23 protein-coding genes and 1 tRNA gene are annotated in these 26939 nt (G+C 73.4%); 3 read left to right on the forward strand and 21 right to left on the reverse strand.

The window, feature by feature from the left end; all coding sequences use genetic code 11:
• Positions 1-186 precede the first annotated feature (186 nt).
• Positions 187-259, forward strand: a tRNA-Arg gene (locus ACFV9M_RS04120).
• Positions 260-1120: 861 nt separating this feature from the next.
• Here ACFV9M_RS04120 and ACFV9M_RS04125 read toward each other — a convergent pair.
• Positions 1121-2467, reverse strand: coding sequence for an MFS transporter (locus tag ACFV9M_RS04125; RefSeq protein ID WP_385068038.1), 1347 nt, complete (start codon positions 2465-2467; stop codon positions 1121-1123).
• Positions 2468-2868: 401 nt separating this feature from the next.
• Here ACFV9M_RS04125 and ACFV9M_RS04130 point away from each other — a divergent pair, with 401 nt between their 5' ends.
• Positions 2869-3171, forward strand: coding sequence for a phosphopantetheine-binding protein (locus ACFV9M_RS04130; protein WP_385068041.1), 303 nt, complete (start codon positions 2869-2871; stop codon positions 3169-3171).
• 7 nt (positions 3172-3178) lie between these two features.
• Here ACFV9M_RS04130 and ACFV9M_RS04135 read toward each other — a convergent pair whose 3' ends face one another.
• From ACFV9M_RS04135 to ACFV9M_RS04210, 16 genes are all read right to left on the reverse strand, one after another.
• Complete coding sequence (locus tag ACFV9M_RS04135; protein WP_385068043.1) at positions 3179-4471, reverse strand: condensation domain-containing protein; 1293 nt, start codon at positions 4469-4471, stop codon at positions 3179-3181.
• A 380-nt stretch (positions 4472-4851) separates the two neighbouring features.
• Entirely contained in the window at positions 4852-6237 is a 1386-nt protein-coding gene (locus tag ACFV9M_RS04140; RefSeq protein WP_385068045.1) for a condensation domain-containing protein, read from the reverse strand.
• Complete coding sequence (locus tag ACFV9M_RS04145) at positions 6234-7115, reverse strand: glycosyltransferase family 2 protein (RefSeq protein WP_385068047.1); 882 nt, start codon at positions 7113-7115, stop codon at positions 6234-6236. Before ACFV9M_RS04145 ends, ACFV9M_RS04140 begins: the two co-directional genes overlap by 4 nt.
• Positions 7112-8026 (reverse strand): ROK family protein, encoded by a 915-nt coding sequence (locus tag ACFV9M_RS04150; RefSeq protein WP_385068050.1) that lies wholly within the window; start codon positions 8024-8026, stop codon positions 7112-7114. The genes ACFV9M_RS04145 and ACFV9M_RS04150 overlap by 4 nt, the downstream gene beginning before the upstream one ends.
• Positions 8023-10548, reverse strand: coding sequence for an AMP-binding protein (locus tag ACFV9M_RS04155; RefSeq protein ID WP_385068053.1), 2526 nt, complete (start codon positions 10546-10548; stop codon positions 8023-8025). The genes ACFV9M_RS04150 and ACFV9M_RS04155 overlap by 4 nt, the downstream gene beginning before the upstream one ends.
• Complete coding sequence (locus ACFV9M_RS04160) at positions 10538-11008, reverse strand: type II 3-dehydroquinate dehydratase (RefSeq protein ID WP_385068055.1); 471 nt, start codon at positions 11006-11008, stop codon at positions 10538-10540. Before ACFV9M_RS04160 ends, ACFV9M_RS04155 begins: the two co-directional genes overlap by 11 nt.
• Positions 11005-11853 carry an HAD-IA family hydrolase gene (locus tag ACFV9M_RS04165; RefSeq protein WP_385102328.1) on the reverse strand — a complete coding sequence of 283 codons (849 nt, stop codon included), beginning with the start codon at positions 11851-11853 and terminating at the stop codon, positions 11005-11007. Before ACFV9M_RS04165 ends, ACFV9M_RS04160 begins: the two co-directional genes overlap by 4 nt.
• Complete coding sequence (locus ACFV9M_RS04170) at positions 11846-13054, reverse strand: DegT/DnrJ/EryC1/StrS family aminotransferase (RefSeq protein WP_385068061.1); 1209 nt, start codon at positions 13052-13054, stop codon at positions 11846-11848. Before ACFV9M_RS04170 ends, ACFV9M_RS04165 begins: the two co-directional genes overlap by 8 nt.
• 21 nt (positions 13055-13075) lie before the next feature.
• On the reverse strand, positions 13076-14122 hold the full coding sequence (locus ACFV9M_RS04175; RefSeq protein WP_385068064.1) for a Gfo/Idh/MocA family protein: 1047 nt from the start codon (positions 14120-14122) through the stop codon (positions 13076-13078).
• Positions 14122-15330: a DegT/DnrJ/EryC1/StrS family aminotransferase gene (locus ACFV9M_RS04180; protein WP_385068067.1), complete on the reverse strand. Its 1209-nt coding sequence runs from the start codon at positions 15328-15330 to the stop codon at positions 14122-14124. Before ACFV9M_RS04180 ends, ACFV9M_RS04175 begins: the two co-directional genes overlap by 1 nt.
• A 12-nt stretch (positions 15331-15342) precedes the next feature.
• Positions 15343-17055, reverse strand: a complete 1713-nt coding sequence (locus ACFV9M_RS04185) for a carbamoyltransferase (RefSeq protein ID WP_385068069.1) — start codon at positions 17053-17055, stop codon at positions 15343-15345.
• A 41-nt stretch (positions 17056-17096) separates the two neighbouring features.
• Positions 17097-17843, reverse strand: a complete 747-nt coding sequence (locus ACFV9M_RS04190; RefSeq protein ID WP_385068072.1) for an FkbM family methyltransferase — start codon at positions 17841-17843, stop codon at positions 17097-17099.
• Between the two features lie 20 nt (positions 17844-17863).
• Positions 17864-18115 carry a phosphopantetheine-binding protein gene (locus ACFV9M_RS04195; protein WP_020129798.1) on the reverse strand — a complete coding sequence of 84 codons (252 nt, stop codon included), beginning with the start codon at positions 18113-18115 and terminating at the stop codon, positions 17864-17866.
• Positions 18116-18210: 95 nt separating this feature from the next.
• Positions 18211-19362: an aromatic ring-hydroxylating dioxygenase subunit alpha gene (locus ACFV9M_RS04200; RefSeq protein WP_385068075.1), complete on the reverse strand. Its 1152-nt coding sequence runs from the start codon at positions 19360-19362 to the stop codon at positions 18211-18213.
• Positions 19359-20204 carry a shikimate dehydrogenase family protein gene (locus ACFV9M_RS04205; RefSeq protein ID WP_385068078.1) on the reverse strand — a complete coding sequence of 282 codons (846 nt, stop codon included), beginning with the start codon at positions 20202-20204 and terminating at the stop codon, positions 19359-19361. Before ACFV9M_RS04205 ends, ACFV9M_RS04200 begins: the two co-directional genes overlap by 4 nt.
• Before the next feature lie 8 nt (positions 20205-20212).
• Positions 20213-21301 carry a 3-dehydroquinate synthase family protein gene (locus tag ACFV9M_RS04210; protein WP_385068081.1) on the reverse strand — a complete coding sequence of 363 codons (1089 nt, stop codon included), beginning with the start codon at positions 21299-21301 and terminating at the stop codon, positions 20213-20215.
• A 214-nt stretch (positions 21302-21515) separates the two neighbouring features.
• On the opposite strand from ACFV9M_RS04210, the gene ACFV9M_RS04215 reads away from it, so the two are divergent.
• Positions 21516-22685 carry a radical SAM protein gene (locus ACFV9M_RS04215; protein WP_385068084.1) on the forward strand — a complete coding sequence of 390 codons (1170 nt, stop codon included), beginning with the start codon at positions 21516-21518 and terminating at the stop codon, positions 22683-22685.
• Here ACFV9M_RS04215 and ACFV9M_RS04220 read toward each other — a convergent pair.
• From ACFV9M_RS04220 to ACFV9M_RS04235, 4 genes are all read right to left on the reverse strand, one after another.
• The gene (locus ACFV9M_RS04220; RefSeq protein WP_385068087.1) at positions 22667-23617 is read right to left on the reverse strand and encodes a Gfo/Idh/MocA family protein; all 951 of its coding nucleotides are present in this window, start codon (positions 23615-23617) and stop codon (positions 22667-22669) included. The two genes, ACFV9M_RS04215 and ACFV9M_RS04220, sit on opposite strands and share 19 nt — an antisense overlap.
• Entirely contained in the window at positions 23614-25356 is a 1743-nt protein-coding gene (locus ACFV9M_RS04225; protein ID WP_385068090.1) for a B12-binding domain-containing radical SAM protein, read from the reverse strand. Before ACFV9M_RS04225 ends, ACFV9M_RS04220 begins: the two co-directional genes overlap by 4 nt.
• A 79-nt stretch (positions 25357-25435) precedes the next feature.
• Positions 25436-26236, reverse strand: a complete 801-nt coding sequence (locus tag ACFV9M_RS04230) for a 4'-phosphopantetheinyl transferase family protein (protein WP_385068093.1) — start codon at positions 26234-26236, stop codon at positions 25436-25438.
• A complete protein-coding gene (locus ACFV9M_RS04235; protein WP_385068096.1) occupies positions 26233-26871 on the reverse strand; it encodes a hypothetical protein in 639 nt (212 codons plus the stop codon). Before ACFV9M_RS04235 ends, ACFV9M_RS04230 begins: the two co-directional genes overlap by 4 nt.
• Positions 26872-26939: the final 68 nt, after the last annotated feature.

The following is a 26939-nucleotide window of genomic DNA, read 5'->3' on the forward strand; positions in this document are numbered from 1 at the left end:
CCGAGACGCCAAAAGCGGTGCACGATTCGCACCTGCCTGCGATTATCAGGACCGCTTCACTGAACCTCCACATCGAGCCACGGAGGCGAAGCGCTCGGGACAAGGAACCGGGAGCCCTATCCTTGTCCCCGGCAACGTCGAGGGTCCGCCCGCACCCCGGGCACCAGGTACGAGGCCACCACACCGGCCCCCGTAGCTCAGTGGATAGAGCAGGCGCCTTCTAAGCGCTTGGCCGCAGGTTCGAGTCCTGCCGGGGGCGCAAGTCTCCGCCCTCCCTCTGGGAGGGCTTTTTGCTGGTCAGGGCCACGTTCCGCCGGGTACTGCGATGCCCCGGACACTCCCCCGGCGATCAAGGGAAGGCTCCGGGAGCGTCCGGCCGGCACCGGGTTCTCGCGGGTGGCCGTGCCGTGTCGCATACATGTCGGCTACATGTCGGCGTTCCGGCCGGGACGGTCAGCCGACGTGCGGCGGCGGGACCGCCTTGCGCGCACCGGGCACACCTCACCGTCCGAACCATCGCGCAAATCATCCGATAATCGGACTATCGGGCACGCTTTGAAGGTCACGCTTACGGGCCGTTACTCCGCTGCGCGCTGAGGGGAGACCCGCATCACAGTGTCCCAACGCGAACCCCACCGATCGCCGCGCAGGCTTACCGGCAAGAGCAGCGAGCAAGAGCAGCGAGGGTGGGCGAGCACCTAGGAGGTACTGCTATGAGTGTGACCCTGCCGAACCCGCCTTCAATCCCCCGACTGCGAAACTGGACAACCGTCCTCGTCGTCATCCTGGTCGTCTACGGCCCCGTCGCACAGCTCCAGGACGTTCTGACCAGCTTGATCGCACTGTCAGCGGTCCTGGTCTGCGGCTCTGCCGTGAACGCGGTGTCAGCCCGACGGCCACAGACGTCCGCGTGACCGCCGACTAGATCCGACGAGCCCCCTCCCCCGGCCTCGCCTCCCCAGGAAGCCGGGAGAGGGCAGCCCGTGTCTTCCCGATCAACCGTCAGCAGTAAGGCCGCTGACGCCCTGTCGAACGCCTGCCGAAGGCCGGTCGGCGGTACGCCGAGCAGAGGGAGAGAAGCGGTCGGCGGGGGTGTGGGGCTTGATCCGTCAGGCGCCTGCTAAGCGCTTGGCCGCAGGTCCGAGTCCTGCCGGGGGCGCACGTCTGCGCCCTCCCCCTGGGAGGGCTCTTCCGTGGCCGCCGCGTTCCGGCCGCCGCGCGGCTCCCGCCCCGCCCCGATCGCCGAGTGGCGGATCTGCGGGACGGCGAGCATGACGGCCGCGCTCGCCACGGTCCAGACCACGCCGAACCACAGCAGGGGCGCGGTGCCGACCCGGGCGGCGGCCGGGGCGGCCCACCAGTAGCCGACGGTCATGGACAGGACGGTCGCCACGCCGTCGTAGGCGCTGACGCGGGACAGGACCTCGGAGGGGACGTCCGCCTGGAGGCTGCTCGTCCACAGGATGTGCAGGAGGGCGAAGCCCGCGCCGGACAGCAGCGAGCCGGCGACGAGGACGTGGACGGGGGCCTCGAGGGCGAGGAGGGCGGCGAACAGACCCAGGCCGAAGGTGCAGAAGACGGAGGCGAGCAGGGGCCTGCGGAACGTCAGGCGCATGCCGAGGACGCCTCCGAGCAGGGCGCCGAAGCCCTCGGCGGCGAGGACGGTGCCCCACTGGGCGGCGCCGTGCTCCTTGCCGCCGACGGAGGTGATGCCGAGGACCATCACCGGGCAGAGGACGAAGGTGCAGGCCAGGGAGGTGTAGGCGAGGAGGGACCACAGCCAGGTCCGCGAACGGAACTCCCGCCAGCCCTCCTTGAGCTGCCGCAGGAAGCTCTCGTCCGCGCGGTCGGCACGTACTGCCGGCGTCGTCCGTACGCCGACCAGGAGCAGCGCGCTGGCCAGGAAGGTCGCCGCGTCGATGGCGATCACCCAGGCCGGCTCGGTCCAGGCGACGAGCACACCGCCGACAGCCGGGCCGACCAGGGAGCCGATCGAATGGAGTGTGGACCCCAGGGCGTTGGCCTCCTGGAGCCGCTTCTCCGGGACCACCTCGGGGACCAGCCCGTGGAAGGCGGGGTGGAAGAAGGCCGCGGCGACGGAGAGCACCGCCGCGAACACCACGAACCCGGCCGTCGACAGCCCCGTCGTCAGCAGGACGACGACCATGGCGATCTCGACGGCCGCTCGCACCAGGTCGCTGCCGATCATCGTGACCCGGCGTCCCCACCGGTCCGCCAGCACCCCGCCCGCCAGCAGGAACACCATCAGGGGCGCGGTCTGCGCGCCCAGCACCAGACCCACTCCGCTCGCCCCGCCGCCGTTGTCCAGCACGGCGAAGGACAGCGCGATGGGCATCATGCTGCTGCCCAGCACGGAGGCGGCGTGAGCGGCGAACAGCCGCCGCAGGGTGCGCTCGCGCAGGAGGTCCAGGGGGAATCGGGCGGCCAGTCGGCCGGCGGCCGTCATCGGGCGGCCCCTCCCGTCATCGTCCGCGCTCGTGTTCCCGTACGCGCTCGTGTTCCCGTACGCGCTCGTGCTTCCGTACGCGCTCGTGCTTCCGTACGCGCTCGTGTTCCCGTACGCGTCCTCGTCCCCGTACGCGTCCTCGTCCCCGTTCGTGCTCTCGTCCCCGTTCGTGCTCTCGTTCCCGTCGGCATCCGCATCCCCGTCTGCGCCCTTGGTCCCGTCTGCGTCCTCGGTCCCGTCTGCATCCGCGTCCCCGTCAGCATCCCCGTCCGCTCCGTCACCGCGCCACCCACGTGATCCATCCGGCATCCCCCGAAGCATCCGGCCGTTCCCGCCCCTGCGGGCATTGCCGCACAGGGTAGGGGAGTTCGGCGTGCCGGCGGCTGCGTTATGTTCCTGCCATGGCGCATGCGGCAACTCCGAGAACACCGAGGGATCCCGTCGGCCCGGACGTGCTCGCCACGGCCCTCGCGGCGGCTTGGCAGGGCGTCCTGGGCACGCCCGCCGAGGAGGACACGGACTTCTACGAGGCCGGCGGCACGTCGCTGCACGCGGCCCGGATCGCCGCCGAGGCGGCCGAGTGCGCCCCGGACGTCGAGGACCTGGACGTCTGCCTGATGACCGCGCTGCTCGACGAGGCCCGCTTCGGCGACGTACGGCGGCTGGGCCAGGAACTCATCGACTCGACACACGACGCCGCCTGAGCCGTGCTCAGGTCCGCAGGTCGGCCAGGAGGCCGGCCGCGAACCGCGCGCACCAGTCGGGGCCGAAGCACGCGCGGTCGTAGGTGACGACCAGCTCCGGCCGGGTGTCGGACAGGTTCAGCTCCACGTCCAGCTGGGACGGGCGCACCACCGGCGCGGCCGGGGCCGTGTCGTCGTCCTCCTCCAGGTCGAACGGGGTGAAGGTGAGACCGGCCACGGAGGTCCGCCAGGAGTCCTCGGTCACGGTGACGCTCAGCGGGGCCAGGTCGTCGCGGGCCACGCCCTTCTCGTCCGTGAGCAGTTCGACGATCTCCTCGAACTCCACCCCCTGGTGCGCCATCCCCTCCCGCATGCCCCGCCTGACCTGGGCCAGGACGCCTTCCTCGCCGGACGGTGCGCGGGACCCGACGCGGACGAGGACGGCCTGGGCGAGTGGGCCCACGGCGTCGGAATTCATGCGGTTGGCGGACATGGTGCCGAGGACGAGGTCGTCGGCTCCGGCGTGTTCCAGGACCCGGCGGGCGGCCGCGGCGACGACGAGGACGGTGGGAGTGCAGCGGGCCGCCCGGGCGCCGGCCCGGAGCGCGGCGGGCAGGTCCGCGGGGAGGGGGAGGCGCAGTTCGGCGCCGGCCGGGAGCCAGCCCGGCTCCGGTCGCCGCTCGCCGATCCACGGCGTGGGGAAGTCGGCCAGTTCGCCCCGCCAGAACTCCCAGTCGCGGGACCGGCGGTTCTCCCGGGCGGCCAGGAGGGCGGAGTAGCGGTCGGCACGGGCGGCGGGCGGCCCGTCGGCGGCGTAGGCCTCCTGGAGGTCCGCCACCACCTGGTGCAGGGAGAAGAGGTCCATCACGAGGCGGTGGAAGGTCAGGACGAGGACGGCACGGGCGTCACGGTCGCCTTGGCCGTCTCGACGGTCGTCGCCGTCACGATCATCGGGGCTGTAGCCGTGACCGTCGCCTTCGCCTTCGCCTTCGCCGAGGATCAGCAGGTCCGCTCGGGCCGGCGCCTCCCCGGTGAGGGGGAAGGTCTCCGTCTGGGCCCCGGCCGCCCACCGGCGGATCTCCGCGAGGTGCCCGGCGTCGTCGGGACGCAGGTCGGGGCGGTACCGGACACGGGTCTCGTGGGGGGCCGCGGGGCCGAGGGTCAGGGTCTCGCCGTCCGCGTGGAATCCGGTGGCGAGCAGTTCATGACGGCCGAAGACGGAGGCCACGGCCCGGGTGAGCCGTTTCTCGTCCAGTTCGCCGTCGAGTCTCAGCGCAATGCCCGTATGCAGCAGTGCACTTCCCCGGACCGCGCATTCCACTTGCCACAACCGCAGCTGGTGCCGACTCAATTCCGTCGCGTGAAAAACCGTTTCTGTCCCGCTCGCCTGTCGCATGCGCCCCGCTTCCCGGAAAGGTGCGGCGAGTGCCACCCGGTGCCCGAGGCCGCCGGGTGGCACCCGCCGAGGGTTCTACTTGGCCGCGGCCTGGCGACGCAGCTGCTTGACATCGATCAGGGCGAGGCTCACCGAGTTGACCTTGACCATTTCGACTCCTATCGTCGCTGTTCCGTCTGCCACCGAACGGTGGCAGGGAAATGCTTCCAGCCTGGATGATCCGCCGTCAACAAGGTCTTTGGAAAAGGGCGTCCGGTTTTCGGAGTCTCCGGGAGAGGCAATCGGCGTCCTCGGGGCCCGGAAATTCATACGCCGTCCGACAACCGGCCCATGAAGTCGTGATAATTCTCGGCCACACGTGCGATTCGCTCGCCGTCGTGATAGCCCCGCTCGAACCAGAGTTCGCCGATGAGGGATCCGTCCTTCAGCCGCACGTCGGTGAAGAGGGTGGCGGCACACGCCAACGCCCGCTCCAGGCCGTTGAAGACGGGCACCGGGTGGTCGGCGGTGATGATCTGCGGGATCACCTCCACCTCCGGTGCCAGCGCCGTCGACCGGTACTGGTCCACCGGCAGCGGGCCGGTCACCCCGGTCAGCCTCAGCTCCAGGTGGGCCAGCGCGCTGCGGCAGTACGCACCGCCGTCCGACGGACGGTCCAGGATGCGGGAGGCGACCTCCGTGAACGGCAGGTCGGCGGTGTCCGAGGCCCGTCGTACGCCCTCGTGGACGGACCGGACGTACTCGGGCAGCGGCCCGCCGGCCGTCTCCAGCGGCACCGACACGACGTTGCTGAACAGGCCGAGCGTCTCGTGGGCGGCCGGTGAGGTCCGCCCGTGCGTGTACACCGAGCACACCAGCCGGTCCCGGTCGTACTCCGTGGCCACGGCCCGGGCGAGGGCCGCCAGCAGGACCGTGTGCGGGGTGACCCGCTCGGCGCGCGACCGCCGCAGCAGCCGTCGCGTCCGGTCCGCCGTCAGATCGAGGGACACGGACGCGAACCGCGTGTCGGCGACGACCGCACCTGCGTCGCCGGGCAGCGGCTCCCTGGTGCCGTGCGCGCGCAGTTCCGCGGCGAGCGCGGCCGCCCGCTCCCGCACCCGGGACCGCGCCCCGGGTTCCCGCTCACGCCGGATCAGCCCGGTGTAGCTCTCCGGCTCGGTTCGGCGCTTGCCGGGCGTGGCGCTCCGGCCGGGTGCGACACGCCGGGTGTAGCCCTCGGCGAGCAGTTCGCGGAAGAGGTGGTGGCAGGAGCCGTCGAAGATCAGGTGGTGCAGTTGCACGACGAGGAGGTGCTCCCGCTCGCCCGCCCGCAGCAGCGTCGCGCGCACCATGCGGTCGGTCAGGTCGAGGGGTCGGCCGAGTATTCGTTTCGCCTCCGCCGTCAGTTCCTCCGGCCGCACCCGGACGGTGGTCAGCCGCCCCGGGTCGGGCCGGAGCGTCTGGCCGGGCCAGGCGGCCGACGGGTCGGGGCCGGGCAGGGCCGTCAGACGCAGGCGCAGCGCGTCGTGCCGGGTCTCGATCTCGGCGAGCGCGTCCCGCAGCGCGCCCACGTCGAGCGGGCCCCGCAGCAGCAGCGTCTCGGTCGACTCTATCGGCGCCGAGTCGACGGGGTAGCTGCGCATCCACTGCCAGCACCAGTCCTGGCGGGAGTACAGGGGCAGCGGGTCCGCACTCGCGGAGGTGGGCGTCATGAGCGGTCGCTCTCTTCCTGGGTCCCGTCCAGGGAGCGGACGGCCGTGACGTAGCGCCGGGCGTTGCCCGAGGGGCCGAGAAGCTCCGGCAGGGCCCGCACGGCGGGGATCGGGTGCTTGGCGGTGAAGCGGGTGAGGTTGACCGTGTGCTGCTCCCAGCGGTCCGCGCGTTCGTGGGTGAGGTGGATGCCCGGTGCGGCGGGCGCCAGCCGCATCCGCGCCCCCGACCGCCAGAGCCGGAGTCCGAGTTCGAGGTCCTCGCAGCCCCACGTGGTCCCGAACGCCTCGTCGTAGCCGCCGGCCGCCTCCCACAGTCCGTACGGCATGGAGGTGTTGGCCCCGACGCACGTCAGCCACGGCGACACGGGCGGCAGCCCGCCGTCGGCCATGCCGTGGACCAGGCGCTCCAGGGCGGTCGACACGGTACGTCCGAAGCGGCCGCCGGCCGCCGTCCCGTACGGGTCGTCGAGCGCCTCGTCCGCCGACGCCAGCAGCCGCCGGGCGCCGGGCAGCTCGCGGAGCGGTCCGTGGACGCAGGCGGGCCCGGGGCGGGCGTGCTCGGCGATGTGGGCCGCCAGCGCGGCGGGCGGGAGCAGGATGTCGTCGTCGAGGAAGAGCAGGAGCGTCCCGCGCGCGGCCCGCGCGCCGGCGTTGCGGGCCGCGGCGCGGCCCGCCTCCGGCCCGGGCACGGTCCGCAGCGGCAGCCGGCCCGCGGCGTCCGCCACGACCTGGGGGGTACCGTCGGTGCACCCGTCGTCGACCACCACGGTCTCCCACGGGCCGGTCCCCGTCTGCCGGGCCAGACAGGCCAGCACGAGCCGCAGCCCGGCCGCCTTGTCGCGGGTGGGGATCACCACGCTGAGCACCGGGCGGGTCATGCCACGCTCTCCTCACCGAGCAGGGCCGCCCCCCGGGCGGCGAGCAGGGCCGCTCCGGCGAGCGAGGCGTGGGCCCCGTGCACGGCGGGCCGGACCTCCGGCACCGGACGCCCCGCCCGTACCGTCGCGGCCAGCCGCGGCGCCACCCGCTCCGGCAGGGCCGGGAACGCGGAGCCGAGGCCGCCGCCGATGTGGACGCGGGCCGGCTGCACGAGCTCCGTGAGGACGGCCAGGGCACGGGCGGTCAGGTCGGCCGCGTGATCGAGGGTGTGCTCCGCCCAGTCCTCGGCGTCCGCCACGCCCGCCACCAGCTCCGCGGTCGTGGTGGTACGGCCGCGCAGCGCGGCGGCGTGGGCGGCCAGGGCGGGGCCCGACACGCCGGCCTGGAGGCAGCCGCGCCGACCGCACCGGCAGAGCGGACCGGCCGGGTCGACCACCAGGTGGCCGACCTCGCCCGCCGTCCCCCACGCCCCCGTCAGCAGCCGTCCACCGCAGACCAGGCCGCCGCCGACGCCCGTGCCGAGGCCCAGGTAGACCAGGTCGCGGCAGCCGGTGGCGTGGGCCTCGGCCAGTGCGGCGAGCGTCGCGTCGTCGCCGAACAGCACCTCGGCACCGGTGCGCGCGAACGGCACGCGCAGGGAACGTCCGGTCCAGCCCGGCCGGTTGGGCCAGCCGACGACACGCCCGTCCCCGTCGACGTTGGGCGCCGCCGCCACGCCGATCCGCACCGGCGCGGTCCCGAGCGCCCCGGCCGCCTCGGACACGGACTCCCCGAGCAGGTCCAGGTCGGCGTCCGGGTCGGCGTCGTCGCGCCAGCGGAGGGTGCGCTCGTGCACGGTGACGCCGTCGGCCAGGGCGCGGACGGCGAGTTTGGTGCCGCCGATGTCCACGGCGAGGACCGCGCCGGTCATGCCGGCTTCCGCGCGATCACGACCGACCAGGCGCCCGCTCCCACGGCCCGGCTCTCCTCCACCCGCAGCCCCACGGACTCCAGCCCGGCCTGGAGCTCCGGCACCGTCCACCAGTACGGGCGTCCCCCGGCCAGCCATCGGACGGCCGCCGCGCGGCTCGCCCCGTCGGGCAGGACCCGCGCGTCGGCCACGAAGGCGTCGGCCAGCACCAGCAGGCCCTTGGGCTTCAGCAGCGCCGCGAGGGCACCGAGCCGGGGCACGGGGTCGTGCACCCCGCCGACGACGACGCACACGCCGTACCCGCCGGACCCGCCGGACCCGCCGTACTCGCCGGACCCCCCGGACCCGCCGTACTCGCCGTACCCCGCACCGGCGGACGGCGGGAGGCCGCCCGCGCCCAGTTCCAGCAGCGGGCCGTCCACGGCGGCACGCGCGAGGAAGTCGTCGATGGTGGCGCGCGCGGAGGACTCGTCGCCGGGCCCGCCCACGGCGGTGGCGGGGAGCGGGGGGCCGTCGCCCGGCGGGTACGCGGCGCCGTGCCGCACCCGGTCCGCGAGCATCCGCCCGGCCGCCGCCACCGCCGTCGCCGTGGCCTCCGTGGCCGTGGCCGTCACCGCCGTCGCCGTGGCCTCCCTGGCCGTCACCGCCGTCGCCGTGGCTGTCACGGCCGTGGCTGTCACCGCCGTCCCCTCTGCCGCCGTCTCGTCCGTCGCCTTGGTCTCGTCGGTCACCACCGTCTCGTGCGTCACTGCCGTCTCGTCGGTCGCCGCCGTCTCGTCGGTCGCCGCCGTCTCGTCCGTCGCAACCGTCTCGGTCCGCGTCGGCCGTTCCCAGGCCTCGGCCGGCACCGCGGGGCCCGCGTCCGTCGCCAGCAGGCCCAGCGCCCACGCCGTGTCCAGCAGGAGGACGAGCACCTCCGCGCGCAGCCCGTCCGTCCGGGCCAGGTCGGCGGCCGTGGCACCCGTCGCCAGTCGCGGCGGCAGGCCGAGGTCGGTGAGGGCGGCCGCGAGGACCCGCTCGGCGGTGTCGCCGGCGGGCCGGGCGAGGCGGTACACGGGAGCCGCCTGCGCCTTGCCCACGGCGGAGCGGCGCAGCCGGTACCGCGGCAGGAAGGCGTCCGGGACCTTGTAGGCGGCCAGTTCGGCGCGGGCGTACGCCTGGAGGCGCTCCGGCGCGGCGAGGCCGGCGTCGGCGGGCACGTACTCGACGGTGAGGCCCTGGTCGTCGGAGTCGTCCGGACCGGTCGCCGTGACCGAGACGTCGGCGACCCCCGGGGCGGCGCGCAGCACCGACTCGACCTCCAGGGTGGACACCCAGCGCGCCCCCCGGCGCACCACTCCGCGGCGGGCCCGGCCCAGGATGCGGTGGACGCCGTGCGCATCGCGCTCGGCGAGGTCGTGCATACGGTGGGTCGAGCCGTCCTCCAGGACGACCGCCAGCTCTCCCTGGCCCGGGCCCGGCAGCGGCTCGCCGTCTGGTCCCAGCAGGTCGACGCGGACTCCGGGCATCGGGTGGCCCACGGCTCCCGAGGGCAGCCCGGGGTCGCCCCACAGCACGGCGCCCGTCTCGCTGGAGCCGAAGTTGCGGGAGACGCCGATGCCGAGGGCGCGGGTCCACAGGGCGTCCAGTTCGGCGTCCACATAGCCCGCGCCGGCCATCACGCGGCGCAGGGCCGGATAGGGCGCGTCCTCGGCGAGCGCCCGGCGCCGGGCCAGGACGCGGGCCAGGCCGGGCACGGTGACCAGGACGGTCGCCCCCTGCCGCAGCCGGGCGTGCACGGCGCCGACGGCGCGGGGCGGCACGGGGTCGGCGTGCGCCCCGGCGACCAGCACACCGGCCAGCCAGCCGAGCGCGTAGGCGTGGCTCAACGGCAGCGGCAGCAGCACGGAGTCGTCGGGCAGGGCCAGGCCGGCGCGGTGGTAGCGGACGCCCTCGTCGATCACCGAACCCGGGGTGCGGGGCACCGCTTTCGGCGCACCGGTCGAGCCGGAGGACGCCAGGAGGAGGGTGCCAGGCTCATGACAGGCGTGTCCGCCCAGGCCGTCTCCGCCCACCGGACCGCCCCCCGCGTCCCCGCCCTCCTCGATCCGTGTCCCCCCGTCCGTCAGCAGCCGCCGTGCCGCCCCGACGGCCCGGGACAGCCGTCGTACCTCCGCCGGAGGCGCGTCGGCCGGCAGCAGCAGCGGGCACGCTCCGGCCGCGGTCAGGGCGAGGAGTCCGACGACCCACTCCGGCTGGTTGGGGCCGTGCAGGCCGACGGGCTCGCCCGGGCGTACGCCCGCCGCGCGCAGCCGCTCCGCCAGCTCCTCCACCCGGGCGACGGCTTCCCGCCGGGTCAGCTCGCCCAGCGCGGGCGCGTCCGGATCGAGGCCCGGCCGGGAGAACGCCTCCCACAGACCACGTGTCCGCAGATCACGTGTCCGCGGATCACGTGTCCGCGGATCACGTGTCCGCGGATCACGTGTCCGCAGATCACATGTACGCGGATCACGTGTCCGCGGTTGTGACCGCTCAGCGCTCATCGCCGCCCGCCTCCGCCAGCCGCCGCAGCAGCGCGTCCGCCGCCAGCTCGTACCCGTGGGTGCCGAAGCCGGCGATGACGCCGACGGCGAGCGGGGAGATGACGGAGTTGTGCCGGAAGGACTCGCGGGCCCAGACGTTGGAGATGTGCACCTCCGCCCAGGGCGCCGGGTAGTCGGCGAGGGCGTCGCGCAGGCTCCAGCCGGCGATCATCAGCGCGCCGGGGTTGACGATCGCGGCGACGGTGTCGCGGTGCTTGTGCAGGGCGCGGATCACCTCGCCCTCGCCGTCGTGCTGTTCGCTGCGCAGCCCGTACCCGGCGGCGGCCAGCCTGGCGGCGACCGCCTCCTCCACCTCGGCGAGGGTGGTGGTGCCGTAGATCCCGGGTTCGCGGGTGCCCAGGGTGCCCAGGTTGGGTCCGTTGAGCAGCAGGACGTCACGGGAGGTCGGGGCGGTGGTCACGCGGGGGTCCCTTCACGGTGGTGCAGGAGGACGGCGAGTTCGGCGCAGGACGCGGCGACGAGGTCGGGCCGGTGGGCGAGGAGTTCCTCGCGGTCGCCCTGGCCCCACAGGCAGGCGGCGGTTCGGGTGCCGGCGGCGCGGCCGGCCCGCAGGTCGAGGGCGGAGTCGCCGACCATGACGGCGCTCTCGGCGGCGGCGCCGATCTTGTCGAGGGCGAGCAGGACGATGTCCGGGGCGGGTTTGCCGTGCGCGACCTCGTCGCTGCCGCAGACCGCGTCCACCAGGTCGAGCAGTCCGGTGGCGGAGAGCGCCTCGACGGCCCGCCCGTGGGTCTTGCCGGTGGCGACGGCGAGCGAGAGGCCGGCCTCGCGCAGGCCGGTGAGCAGCCCGGCGGCGCCGGGGCAGGGCTCGATCTCGTGCACGAGCTTGCGGCTCTCGATGACGAACGGCTCGTACATCGTGACGGGCAGGCCCATGATCCGAAGCGTGTCGGGCATGTGCCGGCCCAGGTGGGCGAGGTACTCCTCGAAGGGCGCCTCGCCGTCGCCGACGGTGAGGGCGTACGCGCGCTGGAAGGCCCGGCGCATCACGTGGATGCTGTCGATGAGGACGCCGTCGAGGTCCAGGACGACGGCCCGCAGCGGCGGTTCGCCCACCGGCCCCTGCGACGGCAGGCCACCCACCGGCCGCCGCGACGGCAGGCCACCCACCGGCCCCTGCGACGACGGTTCGCCCACCGGCCCCTGCGACGGCAGGCCACCCACCGGCCGCTCCACCGAAACGCCTTCCACCCCCCGCTCCACCGGACCGCCCCCCGCCCCCCGCTCCACCGGAACCTCACTCACCGGTCGCTCCCCCGGCGGCCGTCCGCAGGCTGCTCACCAGGTGGGCGACGTCGTCGTCGGTCATGGTCGCGCCGAGCCCGACGGTGACCGACCGGCCGAGGATCGCCTCGCTGGCGCGGAGCCGGCCGAGGGCGTCCCAGGCAGTGCCCCAGGCGGTGCGGCCGGCCCGGACGGCGGGGTTCTGGTGGACCAGGCGGCCCTGGTAGAGGGTGCCGGCGGGGATGCCCGCCGCGGTGAGCTTGGTGACGAAGCGGCGGGCGGCCATCCGGTCGGCCAGCAGCAGGGTGAGGTCGCCGCCGCTGCCCTCCTCGTCCGGCAGCCGCCGCCATTCCAGGTCCAGGTCGGCGAGTTCGGCGCGGACGGTGCGGGCGGTGTCGCGCAGCCGCCGCAGCATCGGCGTGAGCCGCTCCAGCTGGACGGAGAGGACGGCGCCCGCGATCTCGGTCATCCGCAGGTTGGCGCCGAGGAAGGCCTCGCCCGCCGTGCCGCCGCGGTCCCCGCCGCGGGAGGTGGTGAACTGCCCGCCCTGGTCCTGGTAGCGCACGACGCGGTCGTGGACGTCCGCGTCACGGGTGACGACGGCGCCGCCCTCGCCCGCGGTGATGTTCTTCTCCAGCTGGAAGCTGAACGCCCCCGCGTCCCCGATCGCCCCGACGGGCCGCCCCCGGTAGCTCACTCCGCAGGCCTGGGCGGCGTCCTCCAGCACCCGCAGGCCGTGCCGCGCGGCGACGTCGAGGATCGGGTCCAGGTCGGCGGCGGCGTTGTTGAGGTGGACCGGCATGACGGCGAAGGTCCGCTCGGTGACGAGTTCCTCCCAGGCCGTCGGGTCCAGGGTGAGCGACTCGTCGATGTCGGCGAAGACCGGGACGCCGCGCGCGGCGACGACGGCGTTGACGCAGCCGATGAAGGTGGCGGACGGCACGATCACCTCGCCGCCCTCGGGGATCCCCATACCGATGAGGGCGCAGGTCAGGGCGGCGGTGCCGGAGGACACGCCCACCGCGTGGGGCGCGTGGTGGAGGGCGGCGAAACGTTCCTCGAAGGTGTCGACGCGACGCTGGAGGGCGGGCCCGTAGTAGCGGAAGAGGGAGCGGCTCTCCAGCACCTCCAGCGCGGCCGCCTTCTCCTCCTCGCCCCACAGGGCCAGTCCGCGCAGCGGTTCGTAGCGCAGGGCGGTGGGCTCGGACAGGGATGTGGTCATGGCATTCGTCTCCGGTGCTGTCTAGAGGGCAGCCGTGGCGCGGTAGCAGGTGCCGACGACGGCCAGGGCGTCGCGGGCCTCCCGCAGGGCGCGCTCCGTGGCGTCGGCGCGCGCCGCCTCGTCCCGCAGCGCGTCCAGGTGCAGGTCGTACTCGTCCCCGATGCCGGCCGGGGGCAGCGGTACGCGCCGCTCCCCGTCCTTGTCCCGCAGGGTCAGGGCCGGTTCGGTCACCCGGCGGGTGCTGAAGCCGAAGGTGGTGGTCAGCTCGGCGGTGCCCTCGGTGCCGTGCAGCACCAGCCGGGTGACGTCGACGGTCTCGTACGACGCCCAGGCGCACCGCAGGTGCAGGCCGTAGCGTTCGGTGGCCACCAGGGCGGTCAGCTGGTCCTCGACGTCGGCCGTCGGGCGGGCGGCGGCGCCGGCGTGCCACTCGGCGCCCCAGCCCTCGCGGGTGAGGAAGTCGCTGGAGGCGAGGGCGGTGGCGCCGCGCACGGCGGAGGCGCCCCACAGGTGGTGCAGGACGTCGACGAGGTGCCAGCCCAGGTCGACCAGGACGCCGCCGCCGGCGCTCTCGCGGCGGGCGAACCAGTCGCTGCCGGGGATGCCCCGGGAACGCACCCAGCTCAGTTCGGCGAGCCGGGGTGTGCCGAGCGCCCCGGTGGCGACGACGCGGGCCAGTTCCCCGACGTCGGCGCGGTGGCGGGCGGCGGTGGACAGCAGCAGCCGGCCGCCGCCCTCGCGGGCCGCGTCCTCCAGCAGCCGCAGCTGGCCCGGTGTGGTGCCGGTGGGCTTTTCCAGGAAGACGTCGAGGCCCCGGCGCAGGAAGCCGCTCGCGAGGGCGCCGTGGGTGTGGTTCGGGGTGAGGACGAAGACCAGGTCGGCGTCGTCGCGCCCGATCTCCCCGGGTCCGCCGCACAGCCGGGCCCCGGCGATCAGCTCCCCGGCCCGCTCGACGGCCTCGGGCCGCGGTTCCACCGCGGCGACGACCTCGAACGCGGGGTGCTTGACCAGCCGGGGCAGCCACACCTCGCGGGCCACCCAGCCCAGTCCCACGACGGCGACCCTCATCAAGCGGGACGCTTCTTCCCCGCCGGCGCGGACAGCACCTTGGCCAGTGCCTCGGCGACGTCGGCGCAGTCGGCGTCGGTGCCGAGCAGCACCCGGTGGTGCAGCCAGAAGCCCCGGGCGCCGAGGTGCTCGCTGACCGGGTTGCGCTCGGCGAGCTCCGCGACGCCGGGCAGGCCGTTGCCGATCAGGGCGGCGTGGGCCTCGGTGCGGTAGACGGGCGGGTAGTCGACGAAGGCGGGGATGCCCTCGGCGACCAGGGCCCGCACCAGGTGGTCGCGGTCGACGTCGGCGTGGACCTCGGGGTCGAGGGCGGCCATGGCCATGTAGTGCGGGTTGAGGTCGCAGCGCGGGTCGCGGCCCTGCGGGAGCACGCCGGGTATCTCGCGCAGCGCGGCCGACAGGGTCTTCCAGCGGCTCTCCCGGCGCTCGTTCTGCTCCGCGAGCCGGCCGAGCTGGACGCGCAGCACCGCGCCGGCGAACTCGGTCATGCGGTAGTTGGAGGACGGGCTGCGGTGCTCGTAGCGCGTGTCGCCGATCGGCCGGCCGCAACTGTGCCGGGCGAACGCCTCGTCGAACCGGTCCGCCGACGGCAGCAGCAGCGCGCCGCCCTCGCCCGCCGTCATCAGCTTGCCGTTCTGGAAGCTGAACGCGGCGAGCGTGCCGAAGTCGCCGACGCGCCGCCCGGAGCGGACGGCGCCGTGGGCGTGCGCCGCGTCCTGGAAGACGACGACGCCGTGCCGGTCCGCCCAGGCGCCGATGGCGTCCATGTCGGCGATGTGCCCGGCCATGTGCACGGGGATGACCACCCGGGTCCGCTCGGTGCGCGCGGCCTCCAGCGCGGCCGGGTCGAGGCAGTACGTCTCGGGGTCGACGTCCACCGGGACCGGGACGCCGCCGGCGCGCTGCACGGCGATGGAGGTGGAGATGAAGGTGAACGCGGGGACGATCACCTCGTCGCCCGGTTCCAGGCCGAGCAGTTCCAGGCCGAGTTCCAGGGCGTGCGTGCCGTTGGTGACGGCGAGCGCGGTGCCGCCGTGGTACGCGCCGAACTCCGCCTCGAACGAGGTGACCTCGCTGCCGCCGACCCGCCACCACTGCCCCTGGTCGACGGCGCGGACGAGCGCCTCGCGTTCGGCGTCGTCGTGGTACGGCCAGGCCGGGAAGTCGTGGCGGCGGACCGGAGTCCCGCCGTCGAGTGCCAGAACCACTGTGCGTCCCTCTCAGTCGGTGGCGCGGTCGCCGGCCGGCGGCAACGCGTCCAGGTCGTCGGCGGAGTGCCCGACCACGTAGTCCTCGATGACCAGCAGGTCCAGCCGGCTGGAGGCGTAGAACTCCAGGGCCTGCCCGGGGGTCTCGACGATCGGCTGGCCGTTGTCGTTGAACGACGTGTTCAGCACCACCGGCACTCCGGTCAGCCGGTGGAAGTGCGCGATGAGCTCGTGGTAGGCGCCGTTGTCGGCGGCCGTCACGGTCTGCACCCGCGCCGTGCCGTCGACGTGCACGATCGCCGGCACGTGCGCCTGCTTCTCGGGCCGCACCGGCGCCACGATGAGCATGTACGGCGACTCGATGTCGAGGTCGAACCAGTCGGCGGCGTGCTCGCGCAGCACCGCCGGGGCGAACGGCCTGAACGCCTCGCGGTGCTTGACCCGGGCGTTGATGACGTCCTTCGTCTCGGCGTGCCGCGGGTCGGCGAGGATGCTGCGGTGGCCGAGCGCCCGCGGCCCGAACTCGGAGCCGCCGGTGAACCAGCCCAGCAGTTTGCCGTCGGCGAGCAGTGCGGCGGCGGTGCGGGCGGGCTCGGCGACCTTGCGGTAGGGCAGGCCGGAGGCGTCGAGGGCGGCCCGTACCTCGCTGTCGTCGTAGGTGCGGCCGAGGTAGGCGTGGCGCTGGGCGGTGCGGGCGGGCTCCTTGCGGGGCTGCCCGGCGATGACGTGGTAGCCCCAGTAGGCGGTGCCGACGGCGCAGCCGCCGTCGCCCGCGGCGGGCTGGACGAAGACGTTCTCGAACGGCGTCTCGCGCAGCAGCCGTCCGTTGGCCACGCAGTTCAGCGCGACGCCGCCGGCCAGGCACAGGTCGGTCAGGCCGGTGTCGGCGTGCAGCCGCCGGGCGACGTGCAGGAGGGTCTTCTCCAGGGTGTCCTGGGCCGCCCAGGCGAGGTCGGCGGCGCGGGCGAAGCGCTCGTCGCCCTCGTAGCCGTCGAGTGCGTGTTCGATGAAGTCGAGGAGGCCGCCGTTCTTCAGGTGCAGTTCGTAGCGGCCGTCGGGCAGGAGCGTGAGGTACTCGGCGAACTTCTTGCGATAGCGGGGGGTTCCGTAGGGGGCGAGGCCCATGGTCTTGCCGTCCTCGGACAGGTACCAGTGCCGGCCCTCGTACTCGTCCTCGTAGAGCACGAAGCCGATGGCCCGGCTGACCGCCTTGTACAGGTAGCCGAGGGAATGGTCGCTGTCGCCGGCCTGGTAGACGCGCAGGGCGCTGAGGCCGTCGGTGGACCAGTTGGTGCCGAGCACCTTGGTCAGCTCGGTGATGGTGGTGCCGTCGCCGACGGCGGTGGTGAGGGTCTCCACGCCCCGGTCGTCGATGAGGCTGCCCGCGCCGTCGACGACGAGGATGGCGGCCCGCTCGAAGGGCGAGGGGAAGAAGGTGCTGGCCGCGTGCGCCATGTGGTGCTTTATCAGGTGGATGCGCTTGCGGAACGGGAACCAGGCGGGGGCCAGCAGGGTGTCGTCGGCGACGACGACGTCGACGTCGGCGAGGCGCGCCCCGGCCATGTCGAGGCAGTACCGCCAGGACTGGTTGAACAGCGAGTTGACCCCGACCGAGTACTTGACCCGGCGGACCCGTTCCTCCTCGATGCCGGCGGCGATGGTGCCGTCGGAGACGAGACAGGCCGCGAAGTCGTGGTTGGAGCCGCCGAGGCCGAGCGTCAGCATCCCCTGATTTCCCCTCTTCGAGCTCTGCGCGTGTGCCGTGGTCACGGGCGCACGGCGTGGATCAGGCAGTTCAGTCCGTCGTCGCCGGCCGCCGCCGGAGGTGTGTGCACGGTCGGGTCCAGCCCCATCCGCGTCAGGTACGCGCAGAGTTCGGCGACCCGGCCGCGCACGTCCTGGGCGTCGATGACGACGGTGCGCACCAGGGGGAGCTGCCGCTCGTCGATCCCCCGCAGGATGTCCAGCTCGGAGCCCACCGCGTCGATCTTCAGCAGGTCGACGGGACGCTCGGTGCCGAGGTACCGGGAGAGGCGGTCGACGCGGACGGTCGTCTGCCGCCCCTGGAACATCCGCTCCACGACCCGCGGCGGGAAGCTCCGGCCGAGCAGCTCCTTCAGCTGTCCCTGGTCCTGCGGGTACCGCGTCGAACTGCTGGGCAGCAGCGGGTAGTAGCGGAAGGATACGCCGTCGGACGCCTCGGCGCCGAGGGCGACGTCGTGCGCCTCGACGCCGTCCAGGCCGAAGCGGGCCGCGTTGGCGCGCAGGGCGGCGACGAGTTCGGGCAGCGGCTCGAAGGCCAGTACGCGCGCCCGGGGGCGCCGCTGCTTCACGAAGAGCGTGAACAGCCCGATGTTCGCCCCGACGTCGACGACGAACGGATCGTCGGGCAGGGAAATGCCCGCATAGGTGCCGCCCTGGAATATCTCCCCGTACAGAAAGCGCGCGTCGAGCGCGCTGACGGCGTGCACGGAGATCCCGTCCGCCACTTCCGTCAGCTTCGGCGGCGTCATTTCCGGTGCTCTCCCGGGACTCAGCCGAGACGCTCGACGACGTAGTCGGCGAGGCGGTCCTCGGACGTCAGGGTGTCCTCGGTCAGATCCTCGTCCTCGAACGTGACGCCGAAGCGTTCTTCGAGAAGGAGCAGGAACTCCAGTGCGTCCAGTGAAGTGAAGCCGTATGCCTCGAGGAAGTTGCTGCTGTTCTCATTCACCGTACGACCACTGGAGGCGGCGAACTCCTTGGCGATTTGGTGTATCTCCTGAAGCACTTCGTCGCGGTTCACACGCAGCCTTTCATTCGATCGGTCGGGTGACAATCTAGTGGGCGGGAACCATGGCTGTCCATGCTGAATGTCCATCAGAAAGGCGACTTGACACGTTACTTGGCTTCCGCAAGCAGGCGTTCGAGCCATCTCCGCTGATGTTGCAGCGCGATCTCGTTGCGACCGAAGACGAAGTGCGTATTCGCCCCCGAGGACAAGGCCGCCTGTACGTCGAATCCGGTGCGGTAGTCCTCTTCGAGCACACCGCGTTCCACGAGTTCGCTGAACTCCGCCGTGTACTTCTTGTCCTCGTCGGTGACCGGCGGGACGCGGGTCACGATGGTCTGCACGGTGCGGCTGCGGTCGGGGGTGGGTCCGGGCATGATCCGGGAGACGACCCCGTGGCCCTCCCAGGTGCCGGCGACCGACACATTGGGGAAGACGGTGTAGACGGTGCCGCAGTGCGGGGCGGGGTCCCACTCCTCGACCGGCAGGTCACGCAGGGTCCGGATCGACTTGGCGGGGTACAGGATCCGCTGGTGCGGGCCGAAGGCGTCCACCACCATCAGGTTGGAGGTCGAGGTCGGGGCGAACGTCGTCCGGTGCAGCGCCTGGATGTGGTAGCTCTCCAGATAACCATCGTAGGCGACCTTCCAGCCGGGGCCGTCCAGTTCCCGTTGCTCGTACACGTGCCACTGGTCGAGTTCGAGCCGTTCCAGTTCCCGCGCGTAGTCGCCGAGCCAGGAGTCGAGGTCGATCGGCCGGTTGGGGGTGAGGGAGACCCACACGAACCCGTACGCCTCGGCGGCGGGCAGCGGCCGCAGCCCCAGGGCGTCGGTGTCGACGTCGCCGAAGGTGCCGGGCTTGTGGACGGCGACGAGGGAGCCGTGGTCGTCGTAGACCCAGGCGTGGTACGGGCAGCGGAAGCGGTGGCGGGTGCCGGTGCCGACGGGGCAGAGCTGGGCGCCGCGGTGGCGGCAGACGTTGAGGAAGGCCCGTACGATGCCGTCCCGGCCGCGGCTGAGGAGGACCGGGGTGCCCAGCGCGTCGAGGGCCTTGTAGGTGCCGGGGGCGGGCAGTTCGGCGGAGAGCGCGAGGGCGAGCGGGACGCGCCGGAACACGGTGTCGAGCTCGCGCCGCCAGCGCTCGGGGTCGAGGTACTCCTCGACGGGGACCCGCATCACGTCGTCGGCCTGATCGGTCGTGCCGGCCTCCAGGTGGACCAGGGCCCGCTGTGCGAGGGCCACGGCCCGGGCGTGGTCGATCACCGCTCCAACCTCCCGTTTCCTCGGTGCCCCTCTCCGCCCGGCAGTCCGAAGAACTCCTGGTAGAGCAGGACCTGGCTGTCCAGCATGGAGCGGCCCGGCACGATGGGCCGGCCGCTGTCCGCGGCGGCCCGGAGCAGGGCGGTCTCGGCGGGTTTCATCACGATGTCGGCGACCGTGCAGTCCGCGCGCAGGCGGGCGGGGTCGAACGGCAGGGGGTCGTCGGGGCGCATGCCGAGCGGGGTGGCGTTCACCGCGAGGCCGGCGGTCGCGAGGTCGCCGTCGGTGCCCGCCCGCGCCCAGCCCGGCCGGTGCGCCTCGAGCCGGTCGAGGAGGTCCGTACAGCGCCCCGGGTCGGGTTCGAACACCAGCAGCCGTGCCGCGCCGGAGGTGAGCAGGGCCGCGGCGAGGGCCCGCCCGGCTCCCCCGGCGCCGAACAGGGCGACCCGCTTCCCGGCGGGGTCGTGGCCGTGTCCGCGCAGCCCGTGGACGAAGCCCGCGCCGTCGAAGTTGTCGGCCCGCCAGGTGCCGTCCGCGTTGCGGCGCAGGGCGTTGGCGCTGCCCGCGAGCTCGGCGGCCGGTCCCAGCTCGTCGGCGTACCGGCACACGGCGATCTTGTGCGGGACGGTGACGAGGATGCCGTCGAGGTTGCGGGTGCGGCGCAGTCCGCGCATCACCTCGTCGAGGCCGTCGGGGCCGACGTGGACGGGGACGAGCACGGCGTCCGTCGCGGTGCGGGCGAACAGGTCGTTGAGCAGGCCGGGGGCGCGCACCTGGGCCACCGGGTCGCCCAGGACGACGTAGAGGCGGGTGGTGCCGGACACGGCGGGCCGGGGGTCGGTCATGGCGCTCCTCAGGCGGCGGCGGGGACGGGGCCCGTGGGCAGGTCCGCCAGGACGGAGGCGACCAGCCGCTCGTCGACACCGGTGACCAGTTCCGCGCCGTCCGGCCCGTCGAGGACGAAGGTGAGCCCGGTGTCGGTGTCCCGTCCCTTCTTGTCCCGCCGCATGAGTTCCACCAGGGCCGGCACGGGGACGTCCGCGGGCCGCCAGGTGGGCAGGCCGAAGCTCTCGACCATCTCCCGGTGCAGGGTCACCCGGTCGGTGCCGATCCGCCCGAGCCGGCCCGCGAGCAGTCCCGCGAACACGGTTCCGGCGGCCACCGCCTCGCCGTGCCGCCAGGTGTAGCCGGTGGCCCGCTCGACGGCGTGGGCGAGGGTGTGCCCGTAGTTGAGGAGGTGCCGGACGCCCTGGTCGCGTTCGTCCCGCGCGACGACGGACGCCTTGAGCCGGACGCTCGCCACGATCTGCTCCCGCAGGCCGAGGCCGCGCAGGTCTCCGGCGCCGATGAAGGCGCAGCGGGCGATCTCGCCGTAGCCGCTGAGGAGTTCGCGCCGGGGCAGGCCGTGCAGGAAGTCGGTGTCGCACAGCACCGCGCTCGGCTGCCAGTAGGCGCCGACGAGGTTCTTGCCCTCGGGGAGGTTGACGGCGGTCTTCCCGCCGACACTGGCGTCGACCTGCGCGAGCAGCGTGGTCGGCAGGTGCACGACCTTGATCCCGCGGTGGTAGAGGGCGGCGGCCAGTCCGACGGTGTCCGTGGTGGTCCCGCCGCCGCAGGCGACGACCGCGTCGGCCCGGGTGAGCCCGGCCGCGACGAACGCCCGGCAGTACGTCTCGACCGTGGCCAGCGTCTTGTGGTGCTCCCCGTCGGCGGCCGGGACGACCGTGAACGGCACGCCGGGGTCGGGGAGCCGTGGTTCCCGGACGGCGGTGACGACGGCGACGCGGCCGACACCGAGTTCCTCCAGCACGGCGGGCAGCAGCCGTCGGGCGCCGGGGCCGACATGGACGGCGTAGTCATGGTCCCTCGTGGTGACGTCGACGCGGCTGAGGCCGGTTTCCGCGCCCCCGCCGCCCTCCGCCCGTGAACGGATTGCGCTCATGCCTTCAGTGCCCCCGTGGCTGTCCGGCCTTCACCGACGGGCATGCTAGCGCACAGGTACTGATCATGGTCACCCCCCAAGAGAGTGGTTTCCTCAATTTTCGTTGCACGCAGGGAGTTTCACGATCGTGGGACAACAACATGCGCTCTGGCCGGGGACTTGACGAGCCGTTAGGGTGCCCGCAGGAAGCCGACGGCCGAATACGGGGACTTTCATGCGCCTTAAGGAAAAGTTTCGTGCCGCCCTCACCGCCTCGGCGGCCGAGGGCGGCCGGCTCCCGTTCCTGATGAACGACATGGTCATCGAGGAACAGCTTTGCCAAATGCGGTGCTCCTACTGCCTCACCGAGGAGTACAACCTCCTCATGAACGTGCCCGACGCCCGGCTGCGGCTGACCACCGACCGCCGGCAGGACTGGCACGAGATACTCGATCTGTATCACGCGCACGTCGACGCCCCCATTCTCCGGCTGTCCGGCGGGGAGTTCTTCTGGCTGAAAGGCTCCACCGAGTTCGTCGAGGAGGCGAGCCGCCGCTACGAGACCGTCCAGGTCATCACCAACGGCGTCTTCCTCAACGAACGGCGCATCGAGGCACTGGCCGCGCTGGGAAACGTGCAGCTGAACATTTCCCTCGACGGACACACACTCGAACTGAACCGGCACCGGCTCCCCCCGAAACAGGCCCGGCTGCACGACGTCATCATGCGCGCCCTGCACGCGGCGGCCGAGGCGGGCCTGCGCCTCGACATCCAGTCGGTGCTCACCGACGCCAACTACGCCGGGCAGCTGGAGTTCGCCGAGTACCTGCGCGACCGGGTCGACGGCAGCACGACCCTGTACTTCTTCCCGGTGCGGGGCGAGACCGCCGAGCGGATGGGCCCGCCGCCCGGCGACCACCTGATGCCGCTCGTGGAGCGCTACGACGAGTTCGCCGGCGTCCTGCCGCCGCGCGCCTACGTCGAGCACATGGCCGGGCAGCTGCAGACGAACGTCCGCACGCTCGGCTGCTTCGTCACCGCGACCATGGCGCAGCTCTTCGGCCAGGGCGACGTCTCGGCCTGCCCGCACGCCTGGGTCAAGCCGATGGGCAACCTGGCGGAGAACCGCACCCTGCTGCTCGACCAGTACGGCAGCCACCAGCACTACGACCTGTTCATGCACGACCGGCCGCGGTTCGGCTTCTGCAAGACGTGCGCCACGCCGTCCGACGTCATCAACCTGTACTTCCTCGACCGGATCTCCGAGGAGGAGATCGGCGCGACGCACCTGTACTCGGGCGAGCGGTCACGGGCCCGGCTGCGGGAGCTGAAGGAGAGGTTCCGGCCGGTCCTCTCCGCCGCTCCCGCGTCCCGCCCGGACACGGTTCAGAGCGTCAGCCCCTGATCGGTCTCGGCGCGGGCGTACAGGGCGGAGACGATCTCCTGCACCTGAAGCGCCTGCGCCGGGGCCACCGTCCGGCCGGTCACCCGGCCGGCGACCGTGTCGAGGAAGCCGCGGATCGCCGCCAGCTCGGGCCGGCGGTCCTCGGCGACGACCGTGCCGTCGCGGCCGCGGACCTCGCCGCGGCGCAGGTCGAGCACGGCGCTCTCGCCGTTCGCCGCCGTGGCCTCGAGGGTCAGGCCCATGACCCGGCTGCGGCGGTCGATGCGCAGCCGGCCCGGTCCGGCCGGGAACTCCAGGTCGGCGACGACCCGCTCCTCCACGCCCGCCGCGTCGACGCGGCAGCCGGCCGGGCGGGGCGTGCCGAAGACGGTGATCATCAGGTCCAGGGCGTGCGCCCCGAGGTCGACCAGCGCACCGCCGCCGGCCCGGGCCGCGTCGCCGTACCAGTTCGTCACCGGCCGCCACAGGCGCTGACCGGCGGTGGTGAAGGTCAGCGTGATCTCGCAGGGCCCGTCGGGCAGCGCCTTGCGGAACGCGGGGACCAGTTCGTGGAAGCGGTAGGGCAGGTTGACCGCGAGCCGGTCGGCGGCGCCCGGCGCCCGCGCCAGCAGGCGGGCCTCGGCGACGTCGGCGGCCAGCGGCTTCTCGCACAGGACGTGGGCGCCGGCCGCGAGCGCGGCCAGGACGGGCTCGGTGTGCGCGTCGTTCGGCGTGCACACCGCCACCACGTCCGGCCGCCCGACGGTGAGGAACTCCTCCAGGCTGGTGGTGACCAGCACGCCCTCCGCCGCCGCGCCGAGCACCGTGCGGGCGCTGTCGGCGTCGGTGTCGCAGGCGGCGACGAGCGTGTGGTCCGGGTGTTCCGTGACGACGGGCAGGTGGTAGCGCTGGAAGACGCGGCCGCACCCGACCACTCCGTACCGCAGGGTCATCGGCCCGCTCCCGCCGCCGCCAGGGCCTCGGCGCCGCACATGCGCTCCACCCGCTCGCCGAAGTCGTCGAAGGACTCGCCGAGGTGCTCGGCGTCGTAGTCGGCGACCAGGTCCCGCAGGTCGGCGGTGAGCCGGGCGGCGAGGTCGGGCGGGCCGCTCTCGGCGAGGACGAGGCCGTAGTTCATGAACGCGAGGAACAGCTCCGGCAGGCCGTTGCGCCAGGCGCGCAGTCTGCTGAGCAGGGCGCGCGGGTTGTGCTCGGTGCCGCGCAGCCGGCGGGCGCCCAGGGCGATCTTCTGCGCGACGAACGGCAGGACGTTCTCCTTGCGGTCGCTGATCTCCTCGCCGACCTCGCTCCAGGCGGCCCAGAGCGCCTCGACGCGCGGGTCCGGCACCCGGTAGTCGCGGCGGGCGGTGCGCAGGATCTCATAGGCGTCGCCCTCCAGGCCGTCGATGTCGGCCAGCGGCAGCGGTTCCTCGATCTTGTCGTACATCTCGGTGCCGCGCAGCGCGATGGCGCGGTTGATGAGGAAGAACGGGTTGTCGGCCTCGTGGATGCGGGCGGCGACGATGAACTCCAGGTTCTCCCAGAGCTCGGCCACCGAGGTCTTCGGCTCGATCATGATCCAGCCCGGGTCGAGGCCGAGGCCCTTGCGTTTGAACATGCGGGCCGCGTCCAGGTTGTACGCGACGGTGGTGCCCTTCTTGAACCGGCGCAGCATGCCGGGCGAGCCGGACTCGATGCCGAGCAGGGCGGAGGAGAGTCCGGCGCGGTGCAGCAGGTCGAGGGCCTCGTGGTCGATCAGCCCGGAGTCGACGCGGAACTCGCAGTGGAACTGGAACTTCAGGCCGCGCCGCAGGACGGTCTCGGCGAACTCGACGGCGTGCGCGAAGCCGTCGCCGAAGGCGCCGCCGAAGTTGTCGTCGTTGAACCAGATGAAGCGGGTGCCGAACTCCCGCTGGAGGTACTCGATCTCGTCGACGACGTCCGCGGGGGGCCGCATCCGCCAGAACCCGTCGACCACTCCGGGCTGGCGGGGCGCGTAGCAGAAGGTGCACTTGGCGTGGCAGCCGCGGCTGGTGAACGTGGACGCCACGGGTGTCGCGATACCGGCCGCGCGGTGGTACTCCAGCACGTCACGGGCGGGCCAGACGAGGTTGCCGAGGTCGGGCAGGACGGGCATGCCGCTGCCGCGCACCCGGTCGCCGTCCCGGTAGAACAGTCCGGGCGTCTGACGCCAGTCGGTCCCCGAGGTCAGCCGGTCCATGATCCCGACGACGGTCAGCTCGCCCTCGCCGAAGGTGACGCAGTCGGCCTCGGGCACCCGCTCCGCGATGAGCTTGGCGTTGTACGTGCAGAACGCGCCGCCGATCGCGATGAACACGTCCGGGTCGGCGGCGCGGGCGCACCGGATGAGCCGGATGGCGTCGATGATGTGCAGGTCGTACATGATGCTGATGCCCACGAAGCGGGGGCGCTCGCGGCGGATGAGGTCGATGATCGCCTCGTCGCCGGGGTTGCGGCCGTGCAGGTTGAGCGAGGTGACGGAGTATCCGGCGTCGCGGAGGTAGCCGGTGATGCAGGCGAGCCCCAGGTTCTCCCGGACCTTCTCGTAGAAGATCCGCAGCGCGGGGTCGAGTTGGACGTACTCCTCGTCGGTGACGGTCACGTTCTGGTTGTTGAGGCTGGTCGCCCCGGTGGTGATCTCCCGCGGAGTCAACAGCACGACGTCCGACATCTGGCTCTGCCTTTCCCCGTTGTGCGCAACACGTCGAATCAAGTCGGCGGCGGATGTGCGGGGTTGCGGTGTGGTCCGGTCACCGCCATGCCCCGAGGATCGCCGACGCCCGGTGCTGGACGAGGGTCACCTCCGTAGTGCCTGCCACCGAGACGGACGCGGGGTGCGTCATGTCGACCACCGTATCGGCCATGCGCAGTTCCCGGCAGGTGGTGATCTGTTCCGGCAGGCTCACTACGGCGGGCGGCAGCGCGGGATCGGTCACTTCGAGCCGTCGCAGCGGCACGCGCAGCCCGACGCCGAGTGCCTTGAGGACGGACTCCTTGCGCGTCCAGTAGCGCAGGAACGCGGCGGGCCGTTCGGCGGGCGGGCGGGCGCGCAGGGCGGCGAGTTCGGTGCCGGTGAGGGCGCGGGGTGCCACCTTGTCCACGTCGGCGGCGGTGGCCGCGTCCTCGACGTCGAGGCCGACGTCGGCGCCGCGGCAGACGGCGAGCCCGACGACGTCGCCGCTGTGCGAGACGTTGAAGCGGACGTCGGTGGCCGTGGTGGTGGCCGTGGCGGTGGCGGTGGCGGTGGCGGTGGCGGTGGCGGTGGCGGTGGCGAGCGTGACCTTGCCGTGCGGTCCGCCGCAGCGGGGGCACACCCGCCGCAGCGGCACCTCGGCGGGCGCCAGGCCGAGCAGTTCACCGAGGACGACGCGGCTCAGGGCGCACCCCACCAGGAAGTGCGCCGCGTTGACGGGGTCGGCGGTCGCGTCGTACCGGCCGCGCTCCACGGGGTCGAGCAGGGCGGCGAGGCGGGGGGACGCGTCGTCCGGGCGGGCCCACCAGACGTCGACCGTGCGTCCCGGCGCGGCCTCGGGGGCCGCCGCGTCCGTCACGCGGTCGCCTTCAGCCGCACTTCCCCGACGAGCCGGAAGCCCATGTGGGGCACCTTGAGGATCTGGGCACCCGAGCCGACCTCCCGGAACCGGGCGCGCAGGGATTCGACGACGTCCCGCGGGTCCTCGCCGGTCAGCCGCATCAGGTCGGGCCGTCCGACGATGGTGGCCCGGCGGTCGGCGAGCGCGCGCAGCGCACGCGCCTCGGCCTCGGACAGCCGCACGGAGCCGGAGGGCGTGGCCAGCACGTCGGCCTCGTCCAGGTCGAGGACCTGGGCCGCGGCGGGAGCGGCGACGTCGCGCAGGTAGGTCAGGAACGGCACCAGCCGGTCCACGTCGAGCGGCGCGGCCATGACGAAGCCGGCGCCGGAGCGCACCGCCGCCAGTGTCGTCCGCGCGGTCGGCGCCCGCTGCACGAGGACCGCGTAGGCGCCGCCGTGGGTGAGGTCGCGCAGGTCGAGGGGGGCGATGCCGTCGTCGGCGGCGGCCACGAAGGCCACGAGGAGGTCGGCGGCGACGTGCTCGGCGACATCGTCCCCGTCGGGGACGGGCCTGAGCGGGAGCGCGGTGCGTTCGCAGGCCTCCCTCAGGTTCTCGGTCTCCGTCGCGGCAAGTCCCCGGGCGAGTACGTACATGCTGTTCGAGCCTTCCATCGCGTGCCGATCACAGCTCTGTCACGTGCTCGTCCCATCGTTCCATGATT

The sequence above is a fragment of the Streptomyces sp. NPDC059895 genome (assembly GCF_042731035.1).
Lineage (GTDB): Bacteria > Actinomycetota > Actinomycetes > Streptomycetales > Streptomycetaceae > Streptomyces.